General features: G+C 57.9%; 28 protein-coding genes. 13 read left to right on the forward strand and 15 right to left on the reverse strand.

Going from position 1 to position 26,622, the window contains the following annotated elements; genetic code table 11:
• Positions 1 to 34: 34 nt before the first annotated feature.
• The 3 genes from lon to ACR0C3_RS02135 all read right to left on the reverse strand — a co-directional run bounded on the left by lon (position 35) and on the right by ACR0C3_RS02135 (position 4,751).
• Complete coding sequence (gene lon, locus ACR0C3_RS02125; protein WP_170373590.1) at positions 35 to 2,443, reverse strand: endopeptidase La; 2,409 nt, start codon at positions 2,441 to 2,443, stop codon at positions 35 to 37.
• Between the two features lie 202 nt (positions 2,444 to 2,645).
• The gene (gene tgt, locus ACR0C3_RS02130) at positions 2,646 to 3,776 is read right to left on the reverse strand and encodes a tRNA guanosine(34) transglycosylase Tgt (protein WP_480756906.1); all 1,131 of its coding nucleotides are present in this window, start codon (positions 3,774 to 3,776) and stop codon (positions 2,646 to 2,648) included.
• A 63-nt stretch (positions 3,777 to 3,839) separates the two neighbouring features.
• Entirely contained in the window at positions 3,840 to 4,751 is a 912-nt protein-coding gene (locus tag ACR0C3_RS02135) for a nucleoside hydrolase (protein WP_480756908.1), read from the reverse strand.
• Positions 4,752 to 4,926: 175 nt separating this feature from the next.
• Between ACR0C3_RS02135 and ACR0C3_RS02140 the strand changes: the two genes are divergently transcribed.
• The 3 genes from ACR0C3_RS02140 (at position 4,927) to ACR0C3_RS02150 (ending at position 6,548) form a co-directional block, all read left to right on the forward strand.
• On the forward strand, positions 4,927 to 5,817 hold the full coding sequence (locus ACR0C3_RS02140; RefSeq protein ID WP_480756910.1) for an SPFH domain-containing protein: 891 nt from the start codon (positions 4,927 to 4,929) through the stop codon (positions 5,815 to 5,817).
• Positions 5,817 to 6,095: an NfeD family protein gene (locus ACR0C3_RS02145; protein ID WP_480756912.1), complete on the forward strand. Its 279-nt coding sequence runs from the start codon at positions 5,817 to 5,819 to the stop codon at positions 6,093 to 6,095. Before ACR0C3_RS02140 ends, ACR0C3_RS02145 begins: the two co-directional genes overlap by 1 nt.
• A 90-nt stretch (positions 6,096 to 6,185) precedes the next feature.
• The gene (locus ACR0C3_RS02150; protein ID WP_480756914.1) at positions 6,186 to 6,548 is read left to right on the forward strand and encodes an SUF system Fe-S cluster assembly protein; all 363 of its coding nucleotides are present in this window, start codon (positions 6,186 to 6,188) and stop codon (positions 6,546 to 6,548) included.
• Positions 6,549 to 6,761: 213 nt separating this feature from the next.
• Here the strand turns inward: ACR0C3_RS02150 and ACR0C3_RS02155 are convergent, their stop codons facing one another.
• A complete protein-coding gene (locus ACR0C3_RS02155; RefSeq protein WP_480756915.1) occupies positions 6,762 to 7,100 on the reverse strand; it encodes a hypothetical protein in 339 nt (112 codons plus the stop codon).
• Positions 7,101 to 7,307: 207 nt separating this feature from the next.
• Here ACR0C3_RS02155 and ACR0C3_RS02160 point away from each other — a divergent pair, with 207 nt between their 5' ends.
• Positions 7,308 to 7,673, forward strand: a complete 366-nt coding sequence (locus ACR0C3_RS02160) for a HesB/IscA family protein (protein WP_480756916.1) — start codon at positions 7,308 to 7,310, stop codon at positions 7,671 to 7,673.
• Here ACR0C3_RS02160 and ACR0C3_RS02165 read toward each other — a convergent pair.
• The gene (locus tag ACR0C3_RS02165; RefSeq protein WP_480756917.1) at positions 7,670 to 8,581 is read right to left on the reverse strand and encodes an isopenicillin N synthase family dioxygenase; all 912 of its coding nucleotides are present in this window, start codon (positions 8,579 to 8,581) and stop codon (positions 7,670 to 7,672) included. The genes ACR0C3_RS02160 and ACR0C3_RS02165 overlap by 4 nt on opposite strands.
• A 127-nt stretch (positions 8,582 to 8,708) precedes the next feature.
• Between ACR0C3_RS02165 and tpiA the strand changes: the two genes are divergently transcribed.
• Entirely contained in the window at positions 8,709 to 9,458 is a 750-nt protein-coding gene (gene tpiA / locus ACR0C3_RS02170; RefSeq protein ID WP_480722835.1) for a triose-phosphate isomerase, read from the forward strand.
• Positions 9,459 to 9,464: 6 nt separating this feature from the next.
• On the opposite strand, the gene ACR0C3_RS02175 is transcribed toward tpiA, so the two are convergent.
• From ACR0C3_RS02175 to ACR0C3_RS02205, 7 genes are all read right to left on the reverse strand, one after another.
• Positions 9,465 to 9,776: a DMT family transporter gene (locus tag ACR0C3_RS02175; RefSeq protein ID WP_480722818.1), complete on the reverse strand. Its 312-nt coding sequence runs from the start codon at positions 9,774 to 9,776 to the stop codon at positions 9,465 to 9,467.
• A gap of 154 nt (positions 9,777 to 9,930) precedes the next feature.
• Entirely contained in the window at positions 9,931 to 11,307 is a 1,377-nt protein-coding gene (locus tag ACR0C3_RS02180) for a TRAP transporter large permease (protein ID WP_170549035.1), read from the reverse strand.
• The gene (locus ACR0C3_RS02185; RefSeq protein ID WP_170373581.1) at positions 11,307 to 11,984 is read right to left on the reverse strand and encodes a TRAP transporter small permease; all 678 of its coding nucleotides are present in this window, start codon (positions 11,982 to 11,984) and stop codon (positions 11,307 to 11,309) included. Before ACR0C3_RS02185 ends, ACR0C3_RS02180 begins: the two co-directional genes overlap by 1 nt.
• Before the next feature lie 115 nt (positions 11,985 to 12,099).
• The gene (locus ACR0C3_RS02190; protein ID WP_480756918.1) at positions 12,100 to 13,101 is read right to left on the reverse strand and encodes a DctP family TRAP transporter solute-binding subunit; all 1,002 of its coding nucleotides are present in this window, start codon (positions 13,099 to 13,101) and stop codon (positions 12,100 to 12,102) included.
• Positions 13,102 to 13,457: 356 nt separating this feature from the next.
• Positions 13,458 to 14,687: a sigma-54-dependent transcriptional regulator gene (locus tag ACR0C3_RS02195; RefSeq protein ID WP_480756920.1), complete on the reverse strand. Its 1,230-nt coding sequence runs from the start codon at positions 14,685 to 14,687 to the stop codon at positions 13,458 to 13,460.
• Positions 14,684 to 16,417 (reverse strand): sensor histidine kinase, encoded by a 1,734-nt coding sequence (locus ACR0C3_RS02200; protein WP_480756921.1) that lies wholly within the window; start codon positions 16,415 to 16,417, stop codon positions 14,684 to 14,686. Before ACR0C3_RS02200 ends, ACR0C3_RS02195 begins: the two co-directional genes overlap by 4 nt.
• A gap of 266 nt (positions 16,418 to 16,683) precedes the next feature.
• Positions 16,684 to 17,163, reverse strand: a complete 480-nt coding sequence (locus ACR0C3_RS02205; protein WP_170373577.1) for an Lrp/AsnC family transcriptional regulator — start codon at positions 17,161 to 17,163, stop codon at positions 16,684 to 16,686.
• 141 nt (positions 17,164 to 17,304) lie between these two features.
• On the opposite strand from ACR0C3_RS02205, the gene cobA reads away from it, so the two are divergent.
• The 7 genes from cobA to infC all read left to right on the forward strand — a co-directional run bounded on the left by cobA (position 17,305) and on the right by infC (position 22,944).
• Positions 17,305 to 18,081, forward strand: coding sequence for a uroporphyrinogen-III C-methyltransferase (cobA, locus tag ACR0C3_RS02210; protein ID WP_480756922.1), 777 nt, complete (start codon positions 17,305 to 17,307; stop codon positions 18,079 to 18,081).
• Positions 18,081 to 18,395, forward strand: coding sequence for a DUF2849 domain-containing protein (locus ACR0C3_RS02215; protein WP_170467173.1), 315 nt, complete (start codon positions 18,081 to 18,083; stop codon positions 18,393 to 18,395). Before cobA ends, ACR0C3_RS02215 begins: the two co-directional genes overlap by 1 nt.
• Before the next feature lie 65 nt (positions 18,396 to 18,460).
• A complete protein-coding gene (locus tag ACR0C3_RS02220) occupies positions 18,461 to 20,125 on the forward strand; it encodes a nitrite/sulfite reductase (protein ID WP_480756923.1) in 1,665 nt (554 codons plus the stop codon).
• A complete protein-coding gene (locus ACR0C3_RS02225; RefSeq protein ID WP_170764072.1) occupies positions 20,115 to 20,876 on the forward strand; it encodes a phosphoadenylyl-sulfate reductase in 762 nt (253 codons plus the stop codon). The genes ACR0C3_RS02220 and ACR0C3_RS02225 overlap by 11 nt, the downstream gene beginning before the upstream one ends.
• Entirely contained in the window at positions 20,873 to 21,280 is a 408-nt protein-coding gene (locus ACR0C3_RS02230) for a DUF934 domain-containing protein (RefSeq protein WP_480756924.1), read from the forward strand. Before ACR0C3_RS02225 ends, ACR0C3_RS02230 begins: the two co-directional genes overlap by 4 nt.
• Positions 21,281 to 21,385: 105 nt before the next feature.
• Positions 21,386 to 22,237: a ferredoxin--NADP reductase gene (locus ACR0C3_RS02235; protein ID WP_480756926.1), complete on the forward strand. Its 852-nt coding sequence runs from the start codon at positions 21,386 to 21,388 to the stop codon at positions 22,235 to 22,237.
• Positions 22,238 to 22,482: 245 nt separating this feature from the next.
• The gene (gene infC / locus ACR0C3_RS02240; protein WP_475216281.1) at positions 22,483 to 22,944 is read left to right on the forward strand and encodes a translation initiation factor IF-3; all 462 of its coding nucleotides are present in this window, start codon (positions 22,483 to 22,485) and stop codon (positions 22,942 to 22,944) included.
• A gap of 54 nt (positions 22,945 to 22,998) precedes the next feature.
• On the opposite strand, the gene ACR0C3_RS02245 is transcribed toward infC, so the two are convergent.
• From ACR0C3_RS02245 to ACR0C3_RS02255, 3 genes are all read right to left on the reverse strand, one after another.
• Positions 22,999 to 23,388 carry a hypothetical protein gene (locus tag ACR0C3_RS02245; RefSeq protein ID WP_480756927.1) on the reverse strand — a complete coding sequence of 130 codons (390 nt, stop codon included), beginning with the start codon at positions 23,386 to 23,388 and terminating at the stop codon, positions 22,999 to 23,001.
• A gap of 73 nt (positions 23,389 to 23,461) precedes the next feature.
• The gene (locus tag ACR0C3_RS02250) at positions 23,462 to 24,778 is read right to left on the reverse strand and encodes an aspartate aminotransferase family protein (protein ID WP_480756928.1); all 1,317 of its coding nucleotides are present in this window, start codon (positions 24,776 to 24,778) and stop codon (positions 23,462 to 23,464) included.
• Positions 24,775 to 25,527: a beta-keto acid cleavage family enzyme gene (locus ACR0C3_RS02255; protein ID WP_480756929.1), complete on the reverse strand. Its 753-nt coding sequence runs from the start codon at positions 25,525 to 25,527 to the stop codon at positions 24,775 to 24,777. Before ACR0C3_RS02255 ends, ACR0C3_RS02250 begins: the two co-directional genes overlap by 4 nt.
• An 89-nt stretch (positions 25,528 to 25,616) precedes the next feature.
• Here ACR0C3_RS02255 and ACR0C3_RS02260 point away from each other — a divergent pair, with 89 nt between their 5' ends.
• A complete protein-coding gene (locus ACR0C3_RS02260) occupies positions 25,617 to 26,516 on the forward strand; it encodes a MurR/RpiR family transcriptional regulator (RefSeq protein WP_480756931.1) in 900 nt (299 codons plus the stop codon).
• The last annotated feature ends 106 nt before the right edge of the window (positions 26,517 to 26,622 follow it).

Raw genomic sequence — 26,622 nt, forward strand, 5'->3', positions numbered from 1 at the left:
AGGCGGGGACCTGCCCCGCCTTTTTCTTTGTGCCTTAGTGCGCCGTTGCAGACGGCCCAGAGCTTTCAGCTGCTTTTGCGGCCGCAGCCGCAGCCTCTTCCGCGGCTTCGTCCCATTCGATGGGCTCAGGCTCTTCCACCAGCGCTTGTTTCAGCACTTCCGAGACGTGTTTGACCGGGATGATTTCCAGCCCTTCTTTCACGTTATCCGGAATGTCGGCCAGATCCTTTTCATTCTCTTCCGGGATCAGAACCGTCTTGATGCCACCGCGCAGAGCAGCCAGCAGTTTTTCCTTCAAACCACCAATCGGCATCGCATTCCCGCGCAGTGAGACCTCACCCGTCATGGCGATGTCCTTGCGCACCGGAATGCCGGTCAGCACGGACACAATCGAGGTCACCATTGCCAAACCAGCCGACGGGCCATCCTTGGGCGTCGCGCCATCCGGCACGTGCACGTGGATATCGATTTTGTCGAACTGAGGCGGCTTCACCCCGATCTGAGGCGAGATTGACCGCACATAAGATGAGGCTGCGTCGATGGATTCCTTCATCACATCGCCCAGCTTACCGGTGGTCTTCATCCGCCCCTTGCCGGGCAGTTTCAGCGCCTCGATATGTAGCAGGTCTCCACCAACCGACGTCCACGCCAGACCGGTCACGACACCAACCTGATCGTCCTGCTCGGCCAGACCATAGCGGAACTTGGGCACGCCCAGGAAATCATCCAGATTCTCAGGCGTCACGGTGACCGAGTCGGCCTCTTTCTTGATGATCTTGGTCAGCGATTTCCGCGCCACCTTGGCGATTTCACGTTCGAGGTTCCGCACGCCCGCCTCACGCGTATAGGTACGGATGATCGACTGCAGCGCCTCATCGGTCAGTTCAAATTCCTTGGCTTTGAGGCCATGGTTTTTGACCTGCTTGCTGATCAGGTGCTGTTTGGCGATCTCGGATTTTTCCTCTTCGGTGTAACCAGCCAGCGGAATGATCTCCATCCGGTCCAGCAGAGGGCCAGGCATGTTGTAGCTGTTCGAGGTGGTCAGGAACATCACGTTGGACAGGTCATATTCGACCTCAAGGTAGTGGTCCATGAACGTGCTGTTCTGTTCCGGGTCGAGCACCTCAAGCATTGCCGAGGCCGGATCACCACGGAAATCCTGCCCCATCTTGTCGATCTCATCGAGCAAGATCAGCGGGTTCGTGGTCTTCGCCTTTTTCAGCGCCTGAATGATCTTACCGGGCATCGAGCCAATGTAAGTCCGGCGGTGACCCCTGATCTCGGATTCGTCGCGCACACCACCCAGCGAGATACGAATGAACTCGCGCCCCGTGGCTTTGGCAACGGACTTACCCAGCGAGGTTTTACCCACGCCCGGAGGGCCAACAAGGCACAGGATCGGGCCTTTCAGCTTTTTCGAACGCTGCTGAACCGCCAGATACTCAACGATCCGCTCTTTGACCTTCTCAAGCCCGTAGTGATCGGCATCCAGAATGTCCTGCGCACGGCCCAGATCCTTTTTGACACGGGATTTGGTGCCCCACGGCAGCGACAGGATCCAGTCCAGATAGTTGCGCACGACGGTGGCCTCAGCCGACATCGGGCTCATATTGCGCAGCTTCTTCAGCTCGCCTTCGGCCTTTTCACGCGCTTCTTTCGACAGCTTGGTCTCGTTGATCTTCTCTTCAAGTTCGGCGACTTCGTTCGAGCCGTCCTCGCCATCGCCAAGCTCCTTCTGAATGGCCTTCATCTGCTCATTCAGATAATACTCGCGCTGCGTCTTCTCCATCTGGGATTTGACGCGGGTCTTGATCTTTTTTTCGACCTGCAGAACCGACATTTCGCCCTGCATCAGGCCGTAGACCTTCTCAAGCCGCTCACTGACCGAGAGCGTTTCAAGCAGTTCCTGCTTTTGCTCGACTTCAATGCCCAGATGACCCGACACGAGGTCGGCCAGCTTGGCAGGCTCGGTGGTCTCACCCACAGCAGCCAAGGCCTCTTCGGGAATGTTCTTGCGAACCTTGGCGTAGCGCTCAAACTCATCCGCGACGGTGCGCAGCAGCGCTTCGGTCGTGGTGACGTCGCCGGGGATTTCGGTCAGATACTCGGCACGGGCTTCGAAAAACTGATCGTTTTCAAGGAATTCCGTAATCTGCACACGCGCCTGTCCTTCGACCAGCACCTTGACGGTGCCGTCGGGCAATTTCAGCAGTTGCAGCACATTGGCCAGAACACCGGCCTGATAGATACCATCCACATCCGGATCGTCGACACTCGGGTCGATCTGGCTGGACAACAGAATTTGCTTATCATCCTGCATCACCTCTTCCAGCGCGCGGACCGATTTGTCTCGGCCCACGAAGAGCGGCACAATCATGTGTGGGAACACCACAATATCGCGCAGCGGCAGGACGGGGTATGAGGAATTCAGAGGCTCTTGCATGCTCTATCCTTATCATTGGCAAGACGGCTCTGGTCCCTGCTTGAGGCAACCGCTGGCCGTCTCCTGTCTTGGATGGTTTAAGGTGGGGCTGTTACCGCCCTATTTCAACCTCACCACCGTGCTCAATGCGCAGCATGACCAAAGGTTCTGCTGACCGCAAGGCGCGCCGGGAAGATATCCACCGAAATTGTGCCGGTGCCCGCTAAATCGGCTCAATATCACCCTGCGCGCGCTGCGCATGGAAATTGGCCTGCCAGGCCTCAAACGTTCCTGCCGCAATCGCGTCGCGCATGCCCTGCATGATTTCTTGGAAGTAATGCAGGTTGTGCCAGGTCAACAGCATGCCCGAGATCATCTCGTTCGAACGGAAGACATGATGCAGGTAGGCGCGCGAGTAGTTCGAACAGGCCGGGCATGTGCACTCTTCGTCCAGCGGGCGCGGATCATCAGCATGGCGCGCGTTTTTGATGTTCACCACACCGTATCGCGTGAACACCTGACCGGTGCGACCGGACCGGGACGGCAAAACGCAATCCATCATATCCACTCCGCGCGCCACGGCGCCTACGATATCATCCGGTTTCCCTACACCCATCAGGTAACGCGGCTTGTCGGCGGGCAGGAAATCGGGGGCAAAATCGAGGCAGTCAAACATCGCCTCTTGCCCCTCACCAACGGCTAGACCACCGATAGCGTAGCCCTCAAATCCAATCGCCTTCAAAGCTTCGGCGCTTTCCTCACGCAGGTCTTGCTCCAGCCCGCCTTGCATAATCCCGAACAGCGCGTGGCCGGGGCGATCCCCGAACGCATCGCGCGAGCGCTGTGCCCATCGCATAGACAGCTGCATCGACTCGGCAATACGTTTCCGGTCCGCAGGAAGCGAGGGGCATTCATCGAAACACATCACGATGTCCGACCCCAGCAGGCGCTGAATTTCCATCGACCGTTCCGGCGTCAGCTCATGCTTGGAGCCGTCAATATGAGATTTGAAGGTCACGCCCTTTTCGGTCAGTTTGCGCAGACCTGCCAGCGACATGACCTGAAAACCGCCTGAGTCAGTCAGGATAGGACGTTCCCAATTCATGAACTTGTGCAGCCCGCCCAAACGGTCGATCCGCTCAGCTGTGGGGCGCAACATCAAATGGTAGGTGTTGCCCAGCAGGATATCGGCTCCGGTCGCACGTACACTTTCGGGCATCATCGCCTTGACCGTCGCTGCGGTGCCAACCGGCATGAAGGCAGGTGTGCGAACCTCGCCGCGTAGCGTGTTGATCACGCCTGTGCGGGCTTTGCCGTCGTTTGCTTTGAGGTCAAAGGAAAACTGCTGGGTCATGTCATCATCTCGGATCGCGGAACCGGGCAGGATTTGCCCGATCCGCCGGGTCTTTGCAACCCGTCAGGGCAGAGAGGCCGCGCGAGACGTAAACAGATCAACGACCCCTGCCCCGTCAACGTCCCGGCAGACCCAAACCGGGGGCCGCGCCTCATCCGGGATTGTGGCTCCGATTGCCTCGCCTTCGGTTGCCACCTTCAATCCTGTTTGAACGACCTCAAACATATGATCATGCGTGCAGGCGATGACGGCGGTCGAGTCGTGCAAGCCGCAGCCCTCCAACCCTCCGATCTCTTTGTAGAACTTCAGATAGAACCGAGAGATATCGCGCAGAAATGCCCCCATATCGGGCGATTTCAGGGCCAAATCCTCGAAATCAGCACTCTTGTAGAGTGTTTTCAGCGTCACATCCAAACCGACCAGAACAGTCTCTGGCGGTGCCGAAAACACCGCATCGGCTGCTTTGGCATCGTGGTAGATATTCGCTTCGGCATGTTTCGTTATGTTGCCGGGGCAATAGACTGCGCCGCCCATGATCACCAGGCGTTTAAGATTCGAGGCGAATTCGGGATCCAATGCCATGGCATCCGCGATATTGGTCAAGGGGCCGACCGCGCACACGACAAGCTCTCCGGGATGTTGGCGGGCCATATCGACCAGAAAAGCGGCCGCGCTCAGGTCGTGGTTCTGCCCAATCTCGGGGATTTCAGTCAGATCACCAAAGCCTTCCGGCCCATGCACCTGCTCGGATGGGCGATGGTCGTCCTCGCCATAGGCAAAGGGCGCACCCTGCGCCACAGGGACAGCTAGTCCAAGTTTATCAACCAGATAGCGCGCGTTGCGGCTGGATTGATGGACATGGGTGTTTCCGAAAACGGTGGTCAGCCCGATCAAGTCAATCTCGGGTGCGGCCGCAGCGTAGGCAATCGCCAATGCATCATCGATGCCGGGGTCTGTGTCGATTATCAGTTTCATCCTCACCCGATAGCGCAAGCATTCACAGATGCAAAGCGGTCACTGTCGCTTGTTTCGGTAGTCAGTTTCAAGCATTCCGGATTTGCAACCACCCCGGTTCCCGCCATACCAGAGTTGAATTCGGGCGACTCAATCCCCAAATGTATACTATAGTACACAATAAAAGAGGACAGTTATGACAGAAGAGCAGATCATCGGATTGCTTTCGTCGAATATCATTTACCTGTTGGCCGCCATTCTGGTGGTGGTCGTCATTTTCAAAGGTATCAAAATCGTTCCCCAATCTGAGAAGTATGTGGTGGAGCGGTTCGGGCGCCTGCACTCAGTCCTTGGGCCGGGGATCAACTTTATCGTTCCGTTTCTGGATGTTGCACGTCACAAGATATCCATTCTTGAGCGCCAGCTGCCCAACGCAACGCAGGACGCGATTACCAAGGATAACGTGCTGGTACAGATCGATACCTCGGTCTTCTATCGCATTCTCGAGCCGGAAAAGACTGTCTACCGTATCCGTGATGTGGACGGCGCGATTGCGACCACGGTCGCGGGTATCGTGCGGGCTGAAATCGGCAAGATGGACCTGGATGAGGTCCAATCGAACCGCGCGCAGTTGATTTCCCAAATTCAGGCCAGCGTAGAAACCGCTGTCGACGACTGGGGTATCGAAGTGACCCGGGCCGAGATTCTGGATGTGAACCTCGATCAGGCCACCCGCGATGCGATGCTGCAGCAGTTGAACGCGGAACGCGCGCGTCGCGCTCAGGTCACTGAGGCAGAAGGTCAGAAACGTGCGGTTGAGCTGCAGGCGGACGCCGAACTCTACGCGGCCGAGCAAACCGCAAAGGCCCGCCGCATTGAGGCCGAAGCCGAAGCCTACGCAACCGGCGTTGTTGCCAAAGCCATTCAGGACAACGGCATCGAGGCCGCGCAGTACCAGGTCGCTCTGAAACAGGTGGAATCGCTGAATGCTTTGGGCAATGGTACAGGTAAGCAGACGATTGTTGTGCCGGCCAATGCGCTTGAGGCGTTTGGCGATGCGTTTAAGATGCTCAAAGGGGTTAAATGATGGCTGACCCGTTTTGGATGACGTGGTGGATCTGGATGGCGGGCGCTTTGTCGCTCGGCATTCTCGAGATCGTCCTGCCCGGGTTCATCTTTCTCGGATTCGCCATCGGGGCCGCGGGCACCGGCTTGCTGCTTCTGATCCCGGGTCTTGCGCCCTCTCTGCCGGTTCTGATGCTGATCTTCGCGGTTTTGTCGCTGGTCGCGTGGCTGGCCCTGCGCAAGACCTTCGCGCACCCGCATGGGCAGGTGAAAACGTTTGAACGTGATATCAACGACTAAGCACAGGCAGCGCCCAAGAGTCACTGCACGACTGGACGCTGCCAGACCTGTTCCCTATATAAACACTCAGGCAACTGACCCGAGGCAAAGATGACTCACCCGAGTGAACAGTTAGAAGGCACACCCTTGATTGCGCCATCGAGCATAGAACACCCTCTGTACGATCAAGTGGTCGAAGCATGCCGGACGGTCTTTGATCCGGAAATTCCGGTCAATATCTACGACCTGGGCCTGATCTATACGATAGATATAGAGGACGATAACGCCGTCAAAGTGATCATGACTCTGACCGCCCCGGGCTGCCCCGTCGCCGGAGACATGCCGGGTTGGATCATGGAAGCCATCGAACCCGTTGCTGGCGTGAAGGAAGTTGACGTCGAACTGACCTGGGAACCGCCCTGGGGCATGGAAATGATGTCAGACGAAGCGCGGCTTGAGCTAGGCTTTATGTAGCATCAGCACCTAGCTAAGCCTTTGTCACAAAAGCTTAACCCGTCTGTTACCAAAGTGTAGAGCTACTGTCACAGTTCTGCGTGGCACATGCGGCGCAAGTGTTTGTATTCCCAAACGCTCTTGCAAATGGGCCTGACTGGAAGACACCGCCCCCCATGGTACCGGCCCCGAAATTGGACCGCCCTTGCCCGAGGGCGGTCTTTTTTTTAAGCCTTAGCTTACCCCGCACTTGGCTTTGATTTCAGCCGAACGCGCATCGAGCTGCTTGATGTAGTCACCGGAAAGCATCTGCAATCTCTTGTTCTCGGTCCCCGTCACCAAACCCAGCAAAGCGCCAGCAGGTGTGATGGCCGCGACGCTTTCCAATTGCTTGTCCTCAGCATGTTTCTTCTCAGCTGCAATCGCACGCAGATCGCCTTCCGCGGTTGCGCAGTTGATAGGATGTCGTTTCAGAGTTTCATCGGCAGTAGCTGGAACCGACAGGGCCACAAGATTCCCGCCAACCAAAAAAGCCCTTAAACACACCTTCACTTTACCTTCTAACCTATTCATTTTAATATATTCTCCCCAAATAAGATCTCTGACCTCAAGCGCGTGGCTGCGATCACCCAGAAACAGGCTATGCCTATCCTCAATGCGAAAGCAACACGGACACGGCTGTGCTTTCAGTATCAAATTTCAATTTCTAGGGGCGCTCTGACTTGAGCCTACTGAAAGACGACCCTAAATTACATCTATCGCGCGACGACGGAGACTCAGATGTTCGGCATCCCCGGCAAACAAGCCGTGACCATGACGCCCAAAGCGGCAGAGCAGATCACCCGCCTGATGAAGTCTGGCAGCCATGCCGGTCTGCGCATTGGCGTGAAAAAGGGTGGCTGCGCTGGTATGGAATATACCATGGACTACGTCGATGAGGCCGATCCCCATGACGAGGTCGTGGAACAAGACGGTGCGCGCGTGATGATTGCCCCGATGGCGCAGATGTTCCTGTTCGGCACCGAAATCGACTACGAGGTCTCGCTGCTGGAATCCGGGTTCAAGTTCAAGAACCCCAATGTTGTCGACGCCTGCGGTTGCGGCGAATCCATCAAATTCGACGAAACCCTCGCCCAGCAATCCTAACTTGCGTTCAAGTGAACGTAGGTCTCGTTGTAACGCCGTGTCAGGTGCTCTCCGGCGGTGATCACCTGGTCTGACGTCGGAGGTGCCACATTCGTGTGGTAGGACGGGTTGAAGAACAGCGGGACCGAGATCCTCTCATTAGTGCCACCAACCACCCGATGCTCGGTCGCTTTGACGCGGCCAGCGGTCCAGAATTCCAGCATCTCACCAAAGTTGATGATGAACACGCCCGGTTCGGCCTCGACCTTTTCCCAGCTGCCATCGGGCATCCGCACCTCCAGCCCCGCAGTGCCATCTGTTTCCAGAAGGGTAAGGCAGCCATAGTCGGTATGCGCGCCGATGCCGAAATCCTTCTCCCCAGCCCAATCCGGACGCTGCGGGTAATAGTTCCCACGCAGCAACGCCATGGGCGTGTCAAAAGCGTCGTCGAAACTGTCTGAGCCGCGCCCCAGAGCCACCGCAATTGCGCGCAGAACGCGCATCGCGACATCGCAGGCGTCAGTGTAATAGGACTGAACAGCCTCGCGGAACCCCTCGGGCTTTGCAGGCCAAAGGTTGGGGGCATAGACGCTGAGATTCTCAACGCGATATGGGTTTTCCAGAGGCAGTTCAAAACCGCAATCGAACACTTCCTTGAAATCGGGATTTGCGTTTGGATCGACCTGTTCGGATTGCGGCGCGCCCCAGCCCCGGTTCGACCCGGTTGAAGCCATATCGACCGACTTCTTCTCCTGCTCAGGCAAATGGAAAAAGGCGTTGTAGGCCTCAATCACGTCCTGAACCCGCTCGGCGCTCAGCCCGGTGTTGCCGACGGTCAGAAACCCCACCTGTCCGACGGCCCGCAGCAATCTGGCAAGCTCATCAATGTCCTGATTGTCCAATTTTTCAAGGTTAAGTTTGTCGATCATGGGACCCTCGGAATCGCTGCGCGGACCCTGCCTTTCCAGTATCAGAACTGCAACCGGAATTGTAAGGCCGGGCCAAGGGTGATATCGCATGGAAAAACCTCAAGATAGCGACAAGGGAGACGCGGAGATGCGGCGCAAACTGGCGGCTGGAAACTGGAAAATGAACGGAACCAGCGCTGCGCTGAGCGAGTTGGACGCATTGGCCCTGAAACACCCCTCGCCCAGCGTTGATGTTCTGATCTGCCCCCCCGCCACGCTGCTGCACCGGGCCGCGGAACGCACCCGAGGCACGGGCGTTGCCGTCGGTGGACAGGATTGCCACGCCGCACCCTCGGGTGCGCATACCGGCGACACCAGCGCCGAGATGCTGAAAGACGCCGGGGCCACTGCCGTGATTCTAGGGCATTCCGAACGGCGCGAGGACCATGGCGAACAGAACGAAGATGTGCGGTCCAAGGCCAACGCCGTGATGGAGGCTGGCCTCCAGGCGATCATCTGCGTCGGCGAAAGCCTTGAACAGCGCGAGGCCGCCAATACGCTGGACATCATCGGAGGTCAGATGTCGGGGTCGATCCCGGACCGCTCCACCGGTGAGAACCTGATTGTCGCCTACGAACCGATCTGGGCCATCGGCACCGGCAAGGTTCCGACATTGGACGAGATCGGAGAGGTCCATGACTTCATCCGCGCCCGACTTGAGCGCCGTTTTGGCGAGGGCGTCGGGCGCTCGGTGCGTCTGCTCTATGGTGGTTCGGTCAAACCGTCCAACGCAGCCGAGATTTTTGGCGTGTCCAATGTGGATGGCGCGTTGGTCGGTGGGGCCAGCCTGAAAGCAGCCGATTTTTCGGGCATCGTTGAAGCGCTGGAAACGGCCTAAGGACCCTCAGGCCAGTTTCATCGTGATCAGGCCCGCAACAATCAAAACTGCTGCGAAGATACGCGTGGCGGTGACGGCCTCGCCCAGAAACATGATGCCAACCAGAAACGCGCCTACCGCGCCAATACCTGTCCAGATTACATAGGCCGTCCCCAGTGGCAGGGTTCGCATCGCGAGCGCCAGTAACGCGAAGGACCCGATCATTGAAACGCCCATCACAGCCGTGGGCCAAATCCGCGTGAAACCGGCCGATTGCTTCATGGCAACGGCCCAGACAATTTCCAACAGGCCGGCAAGTAAAAGAAAAATCCAGGACATCGAGGACCCCTTTTAGATTTTCGGGTCGTCCCGAATGATCACCCTTTGTGGGGAGGTCGTCCTCTGACGCTCTAGTTAGGTACTCTGCACCCTTCTTCAAGGCACGAAAAAACCGGGCGAGAAAACTCGCCCGGTTCGCACTCGATAGCCATTTCTAGTTCGTTATGATTTCCGGTCCCATGAAGGTGTTGGGCAGGAAGGTCGATATCCACGGGATATACGTCACCATGATCAGGAAGACGAACAGCACAGCCAGGAACGGCAGCGCGGCCTTCACAACGCCCATCATCGGCATCCCGGCAACGCCCGAGGTCACGAACAGGTTCAGTCCGACCGGAGGCGTGATCATCCCGATCTCCATGTTGACCACCATAATGATCCCCAGATGGATCGGATCGATACCCAACTCGATCGCGATCGGGAAAACCAGCGGTGCCACGATCACCAGCAAGCCCGAGGGCTCCATGAACTGACCACCGATCAGCAGGATCACGTTCACCACGATCAGGAAGGTCACCGGACCCAGCCCGGCCGACAGCATGGCGCTGGCGATATGTTGCGGCACCTGCTCATCCGTCAGCACGTGCTTGAGGATCAGCGCGTTGGCGATCACGAACAACAGCGTGACGGTCAGCTTGCCGGCCTCGAACAGCGTGTGCTTGGTATCAGGGTGGAAAAAAGCCGTGAGCAACGCATAGGGTTTTTTCAGCAGCGACAGGTTCTGCGTACCTTCTTCGGTGCTAAGCGGGCCCATATCCTTGTAGACAAAACTCGCGATGAAGAAGGCATAGACAGCAGCCACCGCAGCAGCCTCAGTTGGGGTAAATATGCCCCCGTAGATACCGCCGAGGATGATCACGATCAGGAACAGGCCCCAACCGGCCTCGCGGGCAGAGACAAAGATTTCACCCCAACCCTTCCAATCGCCCTTGGGCAGGTTCTTGACCTTGGCCATGACGTAGATGGTGATCATCAGCATCAAACCCGCCATCAGGCCAGGGATGACCCCCGCAAGGAACATACGCCCGACCGAGACCTCAACGGCGGCCGCGTAGACAACCATTACAATCGACGGCGGGATCAGGATACCCAGCGTACCGGCATTACATATCACACCAGCGGCGAATTCCTTGGAATAGCCAACCTGACGCATTCCCGCGATGACGATTGAGCCGATCGCCACAACTGTTGCAGGCGACGACCCCGAAAGCGCAGCGAACAACATACAGGCAAACACGCCCGCAATCGCCAGACCACCCGGAAGGTGCCCCACACAGGCAATCGAGAAACGGATGATCCGCCGCGCGACACCTCCGGTCGTCATGAAGGACGACGCGAGGATGAAGAACGGGATCGCCAGCAGGGTGAAGTGCCCCTCGAACGCCTCGAACAATGTGCCCGCAACCGAAGCCAGTGAGCTGTCTGAGTATATCAGCAGGAACAGGGTCGAGCTGAGGCCAAGCGCCACCGCAATCGGAACCCCGATCAGCAGCAGGCCGATGACCATGGAAAATAGAAGTACAACGTCCATTAGTCATGCTCTCCTTGCTGCGCACGAACCTCTTCGATCTCATCCTCAACCTCGTGGCTGGCGACCAGACGGTCCGCCTCACCCCGCCAGATCTGCACAGCGACCTGCGCAAAGCGGATCACCAGCAGCAACATCGACAATGGCAGGATGAAATAAGGAACAACTTTGGGCAGCTTCTCGTAATATTCGCCGTAGTTGATCAAGTCCTCGAGAAAGCGGAAAGGCGCGATCATCGGGATATCGTCAACTTCGTAAAAGCTCTGACTGCGCGCGTCAAAGTTCAGACCCGTGGGAAACCAACGTCCCGAGGTTGGCGGCAGATCCGCGAAGACAGCCCAATAGTCATAGGACCCCTTCAGCAACAGCAGCGAAAACGCTAGACAACAGGCCACCGAGATCAGCGCCAGAATTCGACGCGGCGCAGGGGCCAGCATGTTCAGGATCGCATCAACGCCCAGATGAGCGTGTTTCTTGACGGCATAGGACGCGCCCAAAAGCACCAGCCACCCAAACAGGAAGACCGTCAGCTCAAGCGCCCACAGGATATTCGAGTTGAAGAAGAACCGCGCGATCACATTGGCAAAGGTCACGGCCGTCATCAGGCCAAGTAGCACCGCGATCAGGGTTTCTTCGATATGGTCGACCAGCCCAGCCGGGCCGGATTTCGCACCAGACATCTATCTGTCCCCACATTTTTTATGATGATGAGAGTGTTGGGGCGGGCCTTTGTTTGGCCCGCCCGGCCTGCGCGCAGATTACTCCCCAGTCCCCAGCGCGCGGCCTGAACCGGGATCAGAACCCAGCGTTAATGGCCTGAGCAGCGTCGATCTTGTCCTGACCTACGTCATCCGCGAACTGGTCCCAAACCGGCTTCATTGTGTCGACCCAGGCCTGACGCTGCTCGGGCGTCAGCTGACGAATGATGCCACCCGCTTCGGTGATCGAGGCTTTGGCAGCTTCGTTCACGGCAAAGGCCTCTTTGTTACGGGTCTCGGTGACCTCAGCCAGAATGGTCAGGAATTGATCACGCACTTCGGGGGCGAGGCTGTCCAGCCAGTCCACCGAGGTCACGACCAGATAGTCGATGATGCCATGGTTGGTCTCGGTGATGCCGTCCTGCACCTCAAAGAACTTCTTGCCGTAGATGTTGGACCAGGTGTTCTCCTGCCCGTCGACAACGCCCTGTTGCAGCGCGCCATAGACTTCAGAAAACGCCATTTTCTGCGGGCTGCCACCGATGGCTTCCATCTGCGCGACCAGCACGTCCGAGGACTGCACGCGGAATTTCAGACCATCTGCATCGGCAGGCGTTTCCAGCGGTTTGTTCGCCGACATCTGCTTCATGCCATTGTGCCAGAACGCCAGCCCTTGCAGACCGCGGCGTTGCATGCTGTCCTTCATTGCCTGACCGGCATCCGAGGCCTGGAAGGCATCTACTGCGTCAATGTTCTTGAACATGAACGGCAGGTCGAAGAGGCGGAACTGCTTGGTGAACTTTTCGAACTTGGACAGCGAGGGTGCGGCCAGCTGGACGTCGCCCTGAAGCATCGCCTCAAGAACCTTGTCATCATTGTAGAGCGTCGAGTTCGGATAGACCTCCATGCACATAACGCCCTGCATCTCGTCATTGACGCGCTGTTCCAGCAGCGAGGCAGCGATACCTTTGGGGTGCTTGTCTGTGTTCGTCACATGCGCGAACTTTACGACGATCTCACCATCGTCACACGCAGCCATGCCCGCCGTCGCCGTTACCGTCAAAGCCAGCGCTGTGGCTGCTGTTGTTAGGAATTTCATCTGTTTTCCTCCCAGACTTCCTCGAATTGTCTCATCGGCCCCATTTCGGCACCGTATGGACGGCAGTGAACCGACTGCTTCACGACGAAACAACAATTTGTAACAGACTTTGGGGTGTCAGGTTTTATCTTTTTAAAACAGTGCATTAAAACCTAATTTTAAAACACGAAATTTGACCATGATCGTACATGTGCGAAATCTCGCACATCTCTCGACGACGCCGTGCGGAATTCCGCACAGTTTTTTCGAATCACCCCCGAATCGCTTTGACACCACCCGCAGTCCGCCATTGCGGACTGCTTGGCCCGACAGCTCTAACCGCATGCAAATGAGGGCAAAGCTGGTGGGAGGCCTACCTATCGACGGTAGTCTTCGGGCCGAATCTGATATCGTGCCAGTTTGTCGTAGAACGTCTTACGCGGCAGCTTCAGCGCCTTCGCCGCGTCTGAGGCCTTTCCGTTGTGCCGCCCCAACGCAGCGATCAGCAACGAACGTTCCACCCGTGCCATCTGCTCGTTCAAGCCCAGATCGGTCGCCTCTGCCACCTCTTCGGGCATCCCCAAAACAAAACGCATGGCCGACGACATCAAAGAGCGGGCATTGCCCGGCCAATCGCTGGCCATCAACGCCGCGAGATGCTCAGGTGATACTTCCGGTTCAGCAATCCCCGCCTGCTCGGCGGCCTGGGCGACATAGTGACGAAAGAGCGTTGGGATATCCTCCGGGCGCTCCGCCAGAGACGGTATGCGCACGCGCATCACATCCAGACGGTAGTAGAGATCGGCGTTGAACCGGCCCTCGGCCGAGATCGCAGACAGGTCCGAGGTCGTGCCCGCGATGATCCGCGCCCCTGCGCCGCGCTCAATCACGTCCAGCGCTTCATACTGAGTCGCTTGCGGCATGGCCGATATCTCGTCCAAAAACAGGGACCCGCCCTTGGCATCTTCGCAGGCACGGGTGAATTCCTGGACACTCAATCCGGCCGCCGCGCGTTTGACGAAGGGTCCCTGCCCAACGGGCGACATCAGATGCACAACCTCGGCAACCTTGGAAATCCCGCTGCCCGCCGGGCCGGTGACCAGAACCTCGGCGCCAGTCGGAGCAACACTGCGTACCCGCTCACGCAAGGCCTCTGCCTGAGGCGAAAGGCCGAACAAAAGCCGCGCCGCCGGGTCTCCGCGTTCCAACTCGGATTTCAGCGCCCGCTGCTGGATGATATGCGCACGGGCATCAAACGCCCGATCCAGAACTGCCAAAAGGTCCGCCGCGGCACAGGGTTTCTCCAGAAAGTCGAAGGCCCCCTGCCCCATGGCCTGAACCGCCATCGGAATGTCACCCTCGCCTGTCAACAAAACAACCGGCAACTCCGGGTCGATTTCTTGCGCGTAGCTAAGCAGATGAAACCCATCCCGCCCTGGCATCCGGATGTCTGACAGGATCACCCCTGGAAAATCAGATCGAATGTGGTCTTTGGCGGCCACAAAAGACCCCGCCGCAATCGGCTGATACTCCGCCAGTTCGAGGGTCTGGGCCAATGCCTCACGCACGGCCGCGTCGTCATCCACCAGCAAAACGACCCGAGTCATGCAGCCTGTTCCTTCTCGCAGGGCTCCAGTTCGACTGTGAACTCTGCCCCTTCTTCCGTGTTGATCCCACGGATGTTGCCCCCGAAGCTCTGGACCAGACCGTATGAGATCGAAAGCCCAAGCCCCATCCCTTCGGATGAGCCAACAGCCTTGGTCGAATAAAACGGCTCGAACAGCTTTTCCGTGTTCTCGATCCCCGGCCCGATGTCCCGCACGGTAACTGAAAGCCTTTCGCCCGGATGAATCTCGATCTGAATGCGGCGATCTTCCTGCTGACTCATCGCATCGGCTGCGTTGTTGATCAGGTTCACAAAAACCTGCACCAAACGGACCTCGCCACCCCAGGCAAAGACAGGATGTTCGGGCGCGGACCAGTCCAGCGACACATTTTCGGAACGCAGCCGAGCTTCGGTCAACTCGACAGCAGCGTTCAGAACCTGCACCAGATCCACACGGCCCATCGGTTCGCTTTCATTGCGGGCAAATGCGCGCAGGTTTTTGATGATGCGCGCCATACGCGCCGCCATATGGGAAATTCGACCCAGATTTTCCGCGGCCTTCTCGGATTTCCCCCTCTCCATGAAGGCCGAGCCATTGTCGGCAAACTGCTGGATCGCCATCAAAGGCTGGTTCAATTCATGGCTGATCCCGGCGGACATCTGTCCCAGAGCGCTCAGCTTACCGGCCTGCACAAGATCGGCCTGCGCCCGCTTCAAGGCGGCTTCAGCCTCCTGCCGCTCCGTGATCTCGCGGCGAAGCGCGGCGTTTGCTTTCGTCAGATCCTTGGTGCGTTTTGCCACACGGGTTTCCAGCACTGCGTTTGCCTCTGTCAGCGTGCGCCTCCGCTCAGTTGCCAGAAACAGCAACGCGCCGAAAGCCAAACAGAGGGCTGCAACTGTCGCGGCCTGCAAGCCGGCCAATCGCCGGGCCGGAGCGACATCCATCAAGACCTCGCCGGTCATGCCGATCACTGGCAATTTCTTGACAAGATGCAAAGCCCGTCGCGGCAGATATGGGCTCCAATCCAGTGTCCAGAGTTCATATGGCCCCAAACGCCGCGCATGAAAAGAAACCGTCTGGCCATCCGGAGGGGTCAAGCCAACCTCCTCACCCACGCGTTGCCACATCAGCAATTCCAACCGGTTTGAAATGAAAACCAGACCGGAGTGGTCAACAAAGAACACCGCTTCTGTGCTGCCGCGCCAAGTTTGTTCGATGTCCTCAACGTCGGCAATTACGATCAAAGCCCCAATCACCGCTCCGCTCTCATCGAAATCGGGTGCAGCATAGGTGAATATCCGATTGCCGGGTCCCGGCAGAATACCATGTGCGCTTCCCAGCGCGCCTTGCATGGCGCGTATGAAAGCCGGATTGTCCTGGACCGAGCCCGCGACACCTTCATGCGCAGAGGCCAGAACCGTCCCGGAGCGGTCGGCATAGAGAACATCGACCGCCGCCGTTTTATCCGCGACCTCCAACAGCAAAGCCTGCGCGGTGGCGCGTCCGGATAGTGTATCCAGATCCTCAAGCACGGGGTGGCTGGCCATCAGCACTGCCAGTTCCTGATAAACCTGCAACTGCGTCGTCAACCGATCCGCAGCCAGATCCAAATCCGCCTCGGCCTTTTCGCTGAGTTGAAACACAGCCTGCCGGTAGCCATAGGACCATACGGCCGAAGACAAAACTCCGACCATCAGTAAAAATCCGGCAATGACCAAAATGCGTTGCATGTCCTACGGTCTTGCATTGGCGGCGCCTTATGGCAAGTCTGCACAACTTCCAACAAGCTGCGCGCCAGACTGCGTCCCGCTGCGAAGGAGATTCAAATCAACCTCCGGATAGGCTAAAGACTCGGCAAAACCGCGCTGACGCGCGATGCCTCCGGCGGGGATATTTAGGGCCAGATGAAGCATGGGATCCTTTATTCATCTGGCTAAAAATATCCCGGGGGAGTCGCCCCTTCAGGGGCGACGGGGGCAGCGCCCCCAACCCATTGTCAGCTTTCAACCAAAGCGTTGAGGGGCAGCATTGTAGTCGACTTGATCTCCTCCATCGATAAAAGCGCGGTCACGTTGTGAACACGTACCTCTGAGATCAGTTGTTGGTAGAACTGATCATAGGCGCGGGCATTCTTGACCCTCACTTTCAGGATATAGTCAATGTCCCCTGCCAGGCGATGGGCCTCTTGGACTTCAGGTTGATCACGCAGGGCCTTCAGGAACTTGCGCTGCCATTCAGCCTCGTGTTCAGAGGTGCGAATCAAGACGAAGAACGTGGCCTCGAAACCCAGCGCTTCGGCATCAAGCAAAACGGTCTGCTGACCTATGATACCGGCCCCCTTTAACTTACGGATTCGATTCCAAACGGGCGTCTTGGAACTGCCGACCTGCGCCGCTATTTCGTCCAGAGATTGGCTGGCATCGCGCTGCAGCTCAGCCAGAATTTTCCGATCTGTGTCATCTATTCGCACCGACATTCCAATTTTCCTTGCGTTTCGAAACCAGCGTTCCAAATTTCAAATTCAAAAGAACGCACGTCCTTATTTAGCGCGACATATGGCGTGATACCGGGAATATTTCCTATATATCAAGACAAGTCAAACCAACTGGAACAGAAGATGACGCAGTCGGAGTCACAAAAGAACCTGGGCCACGTCGATTTTGTCGGCGCTGGACCCGGTGATCTGGATTTGCTCACGCTCAAGGCGGTCAAAGCCTTTGAGCGGGCAGATGTCGTACTGCATGATCGCCTGATCAGCGCAGAGGTCCTGAAACTGGCTGGTCAATCCGCCGTTTTGGTCGACGTCGGCAAGGCGGGATTCGGTCCGTCGTGGAAACAGGACGACATCGACGCGCTGCTGGTCTCCTACGCCCTCAACGGCAAGCGCGTTGTGCGTTTGAAATCGGGTGACCCGACCGTCTTTGGACGTCTGGATGAAGAGATTGAGGCGGTCGCGGCAGCAGGTATCCCGTGGCAGATCGTGCCGGGTATCACTGCGGCCTCTGCCGCCGTGGCCGGGATCGGTCAAAGCCTGACGCGTCGTGGTCGCAACTCCTCGGTTCGGTTTCTGACCGGCCACGATATGAAGGGGTTCGCGGATCACGACTGGGCGGCCCTTGCTCGCGAGGGATCGGTTGCGGCGGTCTATATGGGCAAGAAATCAGCACGCTTCATTCAGGGGCGCCTGATCATGCACGGTGCCGACCGACAGACGCCTGTGACGCTGATCGAGAACGCCTCGCGCCCTGACCAACGCATTCTGGAAACCAATCTGGACTGTTTACCCAAGGATCTGGCTGCTGCCGAGATGAACGGCCCAGCCCTCATGTTTTATGGTCTCGCTCCGCGCCAAGCGGCCCTGGCCCTGACTGAATTCAAAAAGGAGCATGCCTGATGGCCCGCGCTTTTACCCCCAAAGTTGTCACTGCCAACGATCTGCTCGAAGGTGACGTGATCTATCAAACCGAAGATGACCGCTGGTCGCGTGAACTGTCCGAGGCCGAGCTGATCACCGATGAGGCCCATGCACAGGTCCGTTTGCTGGACGCCGCGCGTCAAGCGAACAAGATCGTCGGCGCATATCTGGCCGATGCCGTTGCAAGTGAAAACGGCCCCGAACCCACCCATTTCCGAGAGGAGTTCCGCCGCACCGGACCCTCGAACTATGCCCATGGCAAGCAGGAAACACAGTCGCAGCCCCGGGCCTGACCTCCGGCCCCTTTCTCCCCATTAAGGCCCCAAGGTTTCGGGGCTGCATTTAAGGACAGCTACACATGTATCGCTACTCCGAGTTTGACACAGCATTCCTGGCCGAGCGCAACCGTCAGTTCCGCGCACAGGTCGAACGCCGCATCGACGGCTCACTGACTGAAGATGAGTTCAAGCCGCTGCGCTTGATGAACGGCCTGTATCTGCAGCTGCACGCCTACATGCTGCGCGTTGCCATTCCCTATGGCACGCTGTCCAGCGCGCAGATGCGCCAACTGGCCCTGCTGGCTGAGAAGTGGGACAAAGGCTATGGCCATTTCACCACCCGTCAGAACATCCAGTACAACTGGCCGAAACTGAAAGACGTGCCGGATATGCTGGACGCGCTGGCTGAGGTTGGCATGCACGCCATTCAGACCTCGGGCAACACCATCCGCAACGTGACCGCCGACCATTTCGCCGGTGCCGCCGCGGATGAGGTCGCCGACCCGCGCCCATATGCCGAACTGCTGCGCCAGTGGTCGACCGACCACCCGGAATTCCAGTTCATGCCGCGTAAGTTCAAGATCGCCATCACCGGCTCGGAAAACGACCGCGCCGTGATCAAGGCACATGATATCGGCCTGCAACTGGTCGAACGTGACGGCGTTCTGGGCGCTCGTGTGATCGTAGGCGGTGGTCTGGGCCGCACGCCGATGATCGGCAAGGAACTGTCTGAGTTCGTCGCTTTCGACGACCTGCTGGCTTACCTCGAAGCCACTGTTTCAGTGTGGAACCAAATCGGCCGCCGCGACAACAAATACAAAGCGCGCATCAAGATCACCGTGCACGAACATGGCATCGACGCCATCCGCGCCAAGGTCAACGAACGCTTCTTGCAGGTTCGTCCTCAATTCAAAGGCGCCGACATGGCTCTGTTGGAAGAGATCGAGGGCCATTTTGCGGCTCCTGCCTTCCGCGAAGCTTCGGTTGCGTCCTTTGAATCGGCCTACACCAATGATCCGGTCTTCCAGTCGTGGGTCGACACCAACATCGCGCCGCACAAGAACGCGGACCACGCGATCGTCACGATATCGATCAAGAAGCACGGTAAAACGCCGGGCGATACAACCGCCGAGCAGATGCGCGTGATGGCCGATCTGGCCGAAGAATTCGCCTATGACGAACTGCGCATCAGCCATGAGCAGAACGTGATCCTGCCGCATGTCCACAAATCGGACCTGCCCGCGATCCACGCCAAGCTGAAAGAGCACGAGTTGGCCACTGCCAATATCGGTCTGATCAGCGACATCATCGCCTGCCCCGGCATGGACTATTGCGCGCTCGCCACGGCCCGCTCGATCCCGGTTGCGGAACAGATCGCGACCCGCTTTGACGAGTTGAAGCTGGAGCATGATATCGGCCACCTGAAGATCAAGATCTCGGGCTGTATCAACGCCTGTGGGCATCACCACGTTGGCCATATCGGCATTCTGGGTCTGGATCGCGCTGGCGTAGAAAACTACCAGATCACTCTGGGCGGCGACGGCACCGAGACCGCGGCTATTGGTGACCGCACCGGTCCGGGCTTTGCCTATGATGAGATCGTTCCCGCCGTCGAGCGCATCGTCGACACCTATCTAAACCAGCGGGAGAGCGCGGAAGAAACCTTCCTGGAAACCTACCGCCGCGTCGGTATGGCGCCCTTCAAGGCTGCACTCTACCCCGAGGCACAGGCCAATGCCGCTTGACCTGATCCAGACGGAACTGGGTAAAGACCGCGCTGAACTGACCGAAAAGGTCAACGCGCTGAACGCCCGGTTCCGCCATCACTCGGCGCATGACGTCATGCACGGAGCGATTGAGGAAATCGACGATCTGGCTCTGGTCTCAAGCTTTGGGGCCGAGTCGGTTGTTCTGTTGCACATGGCTGCCGTTGTCGACCAGATGACGCCGGTCCTGTTTGTTGACACCATGATGTTGTTTGCGGAAACGCTTGAATATCAACAGGAAGTCAGCGAGCGCCTCGGCCTGAAGAACGTCAAGATCATCCGCGCCGAGGATGAGGACATTCAGCGTGAGGACCCCTATGGCGCACTGCGTCTGCGGGATACGGATGCGTGCTGCAACCTGCGCAAGACTTTCCCGCTGCAACAGGCCCTGACCGGCTATTGCGGTTGGATCACCGGTCGCAAGCGGTTTCAGGCGGGCACCCGCGCCGCGCTCGAGTTCTTTGAGGTCGAGGACGGCACTGGCCGGATCAAGGTCAACCCGCTGGCCCATTGGGCGCCCGAGGACGTGCGCGCCTATATGGATGAAAACAACCTGCCCCGCCATCCGCTGGTGGCCAAAGGTTATCCCTCGATCGGCTGTGCGCCCTGCACGTCGCCGGTCAAGGAAGGCGAAGACCCCCGCGCCGGACGTTGGCGCGACCAGAACAAAGAAGAATGCGGCATCCATTTCGTCGATGGCAAAATGGTGCGCGCCGGAGAAAAAACATGAACGTAATTGTATCGGATGAGGGGTTCTCCCCCGATGACTGGACCGACGGCTTTGTCACGCTTGAGGACGCGGCCAATGATGTTGTGGCGCTTGATGTGGCCTCGGACACCGACCCGGATGAGCTGATCGAGCGCCTTGGCAATGCACAGATGGTGCGGGTGGACTTCCCGTCCTCGGCGGATGGTCGCGGTTTCACCATTGCCCGCGTGTTGCGCCTGAAAGGCTATACGGGCCGTTTGCGCGCCAAAGGGCACGTTCTGGCCGATCAATACGCCATGGCCCGCCGCAGCGGCTTTGACGAGGTCGAGATCAACGACGCCCTTGCCTCGCGTCAGCCTGAAGATCAGTGGTTGGCTCGCGCCAACTGGGAAGAAAACAACTATCAAGCTCGCCTGCGGGGCTGACCCCACTTCGCCAGCTTGTGACACTTAAGGGGCATTTCGCCCCTTTTCCTGACTTGGATCAAAGATTAAACGGAGATGTCGGTTTAGCAGACCGATAGCGAAACGATGACAGAGATGAAGCCCGTGAGTGAAGCAACCGCCGTAAAGGCCCCCGTTCTGCCGGACGCCCAGACCGTGACCGAGGTCAAACACTGGACCGATAGCCTGTTCTCGTTCCGGGTGTCGCGCCCTGCGACGCTGCGCTTCCGCTCGGGTGAGTTCGTGATGATCGGCCTGATGGGCGATCCTGATCCGAAAACCGGTCGGCAGAAACCGCTGCTGCGCGCCTATTCAATTGCATCTCCGTCCTGGGACGAAGAGCTCGAGTTCTACTCGATCAAGGTGCAGGACGGCCCGCTGACCTCGAAGCTGCAGCACATCCAACCCGGCGATCAGATCATCCTGCGGCCCAAGCCCGTGGGCACACTGGTGCATGACGCCCTGCTGCCCGGCAAACGCCTGTGGTTCTTCGCCACCGGCACCGGCTTTGCCCCCTTCGCCTCGCTGCTGCGCGAGCCTCAGACCTATGAGGACTATGACGAGGTGATCATCACCCACACCTGCCGCGAAGTGGCCGAGCTGGAATATGGCCGCCAACTGATCGAGAACATCCGTCAGGACGAAATGCTGGCCGAGCTGATAGGCGAAGGCTTTGCCGACAAGATCCGCTATTACCCGACAACGACTCGGGAAGAGAGCCCAAAGATGGGGCGCATCACCAACCTGCTGAAGGACGGCACCGTGTTTGCCGATCTGGGGATCGAAGGCGGTATCAAGCCGGAAACCGACCGTGCGATGGTCTGCGGTTCGCTGGCGTTCAACCTGGACATCAAGGAAATCCTCGAGGAATTCGGCCTGCGCGAAGGTGCAAACTCGGAGCCCAAAGAGTTCGTGATCGAAAAAGCATTTGTCGGCTGATCAACCTGTTTGGCCGGGTCCATCGGGTCCTGGCCAGCGGTTTCCAGTGTTCAATCGTGGGAAATTCCAGTCTTTAAGCCTTTATGCTGCTTGAAACACTGCGCGCACCCGTCTAAATTCCCACCTCGAAATTCTGCAATCATCAAAGGAATGAACCCATAGCTCGCAGACCCCACAACGCGCCGCCGCAGAGAGACACTGGCCCGCGCGTCAATGAAAAGATACGTGCCCCCGAAATCCGCCTGATTGGTGCCGAAGGTGAAAATGTCGGGGTGGTTCATCCCGCCAAAGCCATGCAACTTGCCGCCGATGCCGGCCTCGACCTTGTCGAGATCTCGCCCAATGCGAACCCGCCGGTCTGCAAGATCATGGATTTTGGCAAGTTCAAGTACGAACAGCAAAAACGCGAAAGCGAAGCCCGCAAGAAACAAAAGATCATCGAGGTGAAAGAGGTCAAATTCCGACCCAACACCGACACGCATGACTATGAAGTCAAAATGAAGAACGTCTATAAGTTCTTGGAAAAGGGCGACAAGGTCAAAGTCACCCTGCGCTTCCGTGGCCGTGAGATGGCGCACCAGAACTTGGGCCGCGAACTGCTGGAGCGCGTCGCCGAAGACATCAAGGAACTGGGCAAGGTTGAGAATATGCCCAAGATGGAAGGCCGTCAGATGATCATGATGATCGGCCCGCTGCCGCAGAAGTAATTCGGCCCATCACTGCAAATTCCCAAGCCCCTTCGATCGCTGAAGGGGCTTTTTTCATCCCGCCTTTCGGCTGCGCATCCAATGGGCCGCATCCCGCACGTCGAATACCAACGAGATGACTTCGACAACCAGCAGCAGCCACAGGAATCGAATGTAGGTCGGGTTGAGCGTTTCTGCTGCGCTCAGAAGCCCCACCACCACAATCACCAGCGGAACCCAGCACAAGATATGCGGCAGGGCCATCGCCTCGCTCATCCCACGCGCGGCAATCATGATCGGCAGGTTCAACGCCATTCCCGTGATCGCTAGAGCGGCAATCAAAACCCCCTGCGGCTGGTCCAGAAAGAACATCGGCATAACGTTAACCGGAACCAAAATCACGGCCACCCAGATTTGTACCCAGAGGGGTAACTCTCTGAAACTCTGCCAAATATCCTGAACCATGGCCGTGCCCTCTTTTCAGTTCGCGCCAAACTTAGCGAAACTGCGTGGCGCGAAAAGGGCTGTCACCGGATTGTCAGATCACGGCGGCGATCGCCCGGCCAAGCTTGGTGACAAGCTCGTCTATCTGCTCCTCTTCGATGACGAAGGGCGGAGCCAGCAGGATGTGATCTCCGGCCTTGCCGTCGCGTGTTCCCGACATCGGATAGCAGATCAACCCCTCGGCCATCGCAGCCTTTTTAATCTTTGCAGCCACCCCCAACGCGGAATCGAACGGAGTTTTGTTTTCACGATCCACTACCAGTTCAATACCGCGAAACAGGCCCCGACCACGGATATCGCCAACATGGGCGTGCTGACCAAAAGCCGCTTCCAGCGCTGACTGAAGCTTATCCCCCATCACACCGGCCCGGGCGGGCAGGTCTCGGCTGGTCAACTCACGAACCACCGCCAAAGCCGCAGCCGTCGCCACCGGATGGCCAATATAGGTATGACCATGCTGGAAAAAGCCCGAGCCGCGTTGGATCGCATCATAGATTTTATCCGTGCAGAGCATCGCTCCAATCGGTTGATATCCAGCCCCCAACCCTTTGGCAATGCATAGAATATCCGGCGCGACACCATCGTGATCGCAAGCAAACAGATGCCCGGTGCGCCCCATTCCGCACATCACTTCATCGAGGATCAGCAGAACCCCGTATTGGTCACAAATCTCGCGAATACGCTTGAAATACCCCTCGACCGCCGGAACAGCACCGAGGGTCGCCCCGACAACCGGTTCCGCCATAAACGCCATGACGGTTTCCGGACCGAGGCGCAGAATCTCCTGCTCCAACTCATTCGCGACGCGTTGACCGTAGTCAAAGCTGCTCTCACCCTCGGGCTTTTCCGCGTATTCATAACACGCCGAGATATGGGTCATCTCGATCAGCATCGGCGCGAACTGTGCCCGCCGCCAAGCATTGCCGCCGGCAGACAACGCACCCAGTGTATTGCCGTGATAGCTTTGGCGACGCGCGATCACATGGCGACGTTCAGGCTGACCGATCTCAAGGAAATACTGGCGCGCCAGCTTGATCGCCGCCTCGGTCGCCTCGGAGCCGCCGGACACCAAATACACTCGGTCCAGATCGCCCGGAGCATGCTGGATCAGCAGATCGGCCAGCTCTTCCGCTGGTTCCGAGGTCATGAAACCGCTATGGGCAAAGGCAATCTGCTCAACCTGCTGCTGAACAGCTTCGATCACCGCGCGGTTGGAATGCCCCAAACAAGACACGGCCGCATCGCCACAATCCAGATAGCGATTGCCGTCGGCGTCAATCAGGTAACACCCGTCGCCGCCCGCCGCGATTGGCAACTGGGCTTTGGTATGGCGCGGAAACACATGGCTCATTCTTGTTCTCCTTTGATCAACGACACGATTGCTGCAACCGACGCTGCATTGTTCGGCCAAGTTTGACCCGAGGAATCCGTCAGGCTGTTCTCAAACCCGACGCGCACATCCCCGCCCTGCCGTGCGGCCTTCAGCAGACACGCGTGTTCCTTTGCCCCAAACGCGCAGAGCATCCACGGACCACCCTCCTTCGGAAACTGATCCAAATCTTCAGGCTCGGATTCCTGCCCCGTCGCATACCGGCCCAAAACAAACAGGCGATCCACCTGCCCGGCCCTCACAACGCCTTCAGCCTGTAGTCGCGCCAACAAAGTCGCGTCCTCAGCATCATAGAGGATGTGTTGAACGCGCGTCCCCTGATCATGGCAAAGACCGTAGACCCGATCTGCTATCTCCGCGACTTCGCGCACAGAGATCGAGGCCCAAGTGGGTCGCACCTGCCGCAAGCATTCGAATTGAGCCTCTGCATCATAGACCCCCGCGGCCTCGGTCGTGATCTGCACCTCCAGACCCGGCAACTGCTGGCGCAACTCGCCTAGGGCTTCACTATACAGCCCCGCATCCAAAGAGTGCCGCCCCTCCGAATCCCGGACATGCAGATGCAGCCCGTCCGCTCCGGCTGCGTGGCAGTCATGCGCGGTTTGAAGGGTTTCCTGCAAGCTCACTGGTAGCTGAGGATGATCCGCATGCCCCCGCCGCGCCCCATTGGGGGCAACAAGCACATAGGGTTTTCTTGCTTCGGACGTCATGAAACTCTCCGTTCTGTTTCGGGTCGATCTACGCTCATACAGATCGTTTTCAATTGGCTATTTTCAAAACATATGTTTTCTTCTGTTTTATGACCGACGCCCTAAGCCCTCTGATCTCTGCTCTCCGGCAATCAATCGACCAAATGCCGCCGCAACTACAGGCGGCAGCTAAATATGTGATAGACCATCCGGGCGACTTTGGCCTCGACCCGATCCGAACGACCGCGACAAAGATCGGTGTCAGCTCAAACGTTCTTGTCCGCCTCGCCCAGCGGATGGGCTTTGATAGCTACAACGGCTTTCGCAGCCCCTTTCGGCGAGCCCTGGTCACGGATGGCGAGACCCGCTTGGATCAGGATTGGTTGAGCGAGGATCGAACAGATGCTTCGTACGACACCGCTCAGGCAGGGTTTGCGCGCAATGAAATGAACGTCGTGGCAAGATCCCTACGTTTGATGGATCCGGAGAAAACAAGCGCCGTGATCCAGCTTATCTTAAACGCTAACCGCTGCTTCATAACAGCAACGCGCGCAAGTTATGCGCTCGCTCATTACTTCCACTATGCAGGCCGCATGGCCCATCCGGGTTTACAACTGATCCCGCGTCACATGGGGTCCGCAACCGACGATCTGCTGGATGCGGGGCCGAATGATTGTCTGCTGGCCATAACCGTTCGACCCTATTCGTCCGAGACGATCCGAACCATGCGCTTCGCCGCGGACCGAGGTTTGAAGATCATCCTGATCTCGGACAGCGACATGATCGCACCCGGTATTCGCCCGGACCTGAGCCTGCAGATCAGCACGCGGTCGATGCACCACTTCTCTAGCTTCTCCGGAGCGATGGCCGTTCTGGAATGCCTGCTCAGCCACCTATTCACAGCCGGCGGAGAAAACGCACTGCGCCGCGTGGAAGCCTATGAGAAAACGCGCGAAGACACCGGCGCCTATTGGCAACCTGCAAAGCTACCGAAGGTTAGAAAACCATAGCAAAAGCCCCGGGGTTTTGCCCGGGGCTTTTGGGTTTGTTGTTTCTGTGTTTACGAGCAGTCTTGGACGGCGCGTTTTGTCATGACGCTGACGAGATGCGCGCGGT

Source organism: Ruegeria sp. CK3 (genome assembly GCF_056536565.1).

Bases quoted from the DNA above. Each gene is read 5' to 3' on its own strand.
- ACR0C3_RS02205 (WP_170373577.1), bottom strand. From the start codon at position 17,163: ATGTCGGTGCGAATAGATGACACAGATCGGAAAATTCTGGCTGAGCTG.
- cobA (WP_480756922.1), top strand. From the start codon at position 17,305: ATGACGCAGTCGGAGTCACAAAAGAACCTGGGCCACGTCGATTTTGTC.
- ACR0C3_RS02215 (WP_170467173.1), top strand. From the start codon at position 18,081: ATGGCCCGCGCTTTTACCCCCAAAGTTGTCACTGCCAACGATCTGCTC.
- ACR0C3_RS02220 (WP_480756923.1), top strand. From the start codon at position 18,461: ATGTATCGCTACTCCGAGTTTGACACAGCATTCCTGGCCGAGCGCAAC.
- ACR0C3_RS02260 (WP_480756931.1), top strand. From the start codon at position 25,617: ATGACCGACGCCCTAAGCCCTCTGATCTCTGCTCTCCGGCAATCAATC.
- ACR0C3_RS02155 (WP_480756915.1), bottom strand. From the start codon at position 7,100: ATGAATAGGTTAGAAGGTAAAGTGAAGGTGTGTTTAAGGGCTTTTTTG.
- ACR0C3_RS02225 (WP_170764072.1), top strand. From the start codon at position 20,115: ATGCCGCTTGACCTGATCCAGACGGAACTGGGTAAAGACCGCGCTGAA.
- ACR0C3_RS02255 (WP_480756929.1), bottom strand. From the start codon at position 25,527: ATGACGTCCGAAGCAAGAAAACCCTATGTGCTTGTTGCCCCCAATGGG.
- ACR0C3_RS02200 (WP_480756921.1), bottom strand. From the start codon at position 16,417: ATGCAACGCATTTTGGTCATTGCCGGATTTTTACTGATGGTCGGAGTT.
- ACR0C3_RS02180 (WP_170549035.1), bottom strand. From the start codon at position 11,307: ATGGACGTTGTACTTCTATTTTCCATGGTCATCGGCCTGCTGCTGATC.
- ACR0C3_RS02245 (WP_480756927.1), bottom strand. From the start codon at position 23,388: ATGGTTCAGGATATTTGGCAGAGTTTCAGAGAGTTACCCCTCTGGGTA.
- lon (WP_170373590.1), bottom strand. From the start codon at position 2,443: ATGCAAGAGCCTCTGAATTCCTCATACCCCGTCCTGCCGCTGCGCGAT.
- ACR0C3_RS02250 (WP_480756928.1), bottom strand. From the start codon at position 24,778: ATGAGCCATGTGTTTCCGCGCCATACCAAAGCCCAGTTGCCAATCGCG.
- ACR0C3_RS02150 (WP_480756914.1), top strand. From the start codon at position 6,186: ATGACTCACCCGAGTGAACAGTTAGAAGGCACACCCTTGATTGCGCCA.
- ACR0C3_RS02145 (WP_480756912.1), top strand. From the start codon at position 5,817: ATGGCTGACCCGTTTTGGATGACGTGGTGGATCTGGATGGCGGGCGCT.
- ACR0C3_RS02185 (WP_170373581.1), bottom strand. From the start codon at position 11,984: ATGTCTGGTGCGAAATCCGGCCCGGCTGGGCTGGTCGACCATATCGAA.
- tpiA (WP_480722835.1), top strand. From the start codon at position 8,709: ATGCGGCGCAAACTGGCGGCTGGAAACTGGAAAATGAACGGAACCAGC.
- ACR0C3_RS02235 (WP_480756926.1), top strand. From the start codon at position 21,386: ATGACAGAGATGAAGCCCGTGAGTGAAGCAACCGCCGTAAAGGCCCCC.
- ACR0C3_RS02140 (WP_480756910.1), top strand. From the start codon at position 4,927: ATGACAGAAGAGCAGATCATCGGATTGCTTTCGTCGAATATCATTTAC.
- ACR0C3_RS02175 (WP_480722818.1), bottom strand. From the start codon at position 9,776: ATGTCCTGGATTTTTCTTTTACTTGCCGGCCTGTTGGAAATTGTCTGG.
- tgt (WP_480756906.1), bottom strand. From the start codon at position 3,776: ATGACCCAGCAGTTTTCCTTTGACCTCAAAGCAAACGACGGCAAAGCC.
- ACR0C3_RS02160 (WP_480756916.1), top strand. From the start codon at position 7,308: ATGTTCGGCATCCCCGGCAAACAAGCCGTGACCATGACGCCCAAAGCG.
- ACR0C3_RS02135 (WP_480756908.1), bottom strand. From the start codon at position 4,751: ATGAAACTGATAATCGACACAGACCCCGGCATCGATGATGCATTGGCG.
- ACR0C3_RS02190 (WP_480756918.1), bottom strand. From the start codon at position 13,101: ATGAAATTCCTAACAACAGCAGCCACAGCGCTGGCTTTGACGGTAACG.
- ACR0C3_RS02165 (WP_480756917.1), bottom strand. From the start codon at position 8,581: ATGATCGACAAACTTAACCTTGAAAAATTGGACAATCAGGACATTGAT.
- ACR0C3_RS02195 (WP_480756920.1), bottom strand. From the start codon at position 14,687: ATGACTCGGGTCGTTTTGCTGGTGGATGACGACGCGGCCGTGCGTGAG.
- ACR0C3_RS02230 (WP_480756924.1), top strand. From the start codon at position 20,873: ATGAACGTAATTGTATCGGATGAGGGGTTCTCCCCCGATGACTGGACC.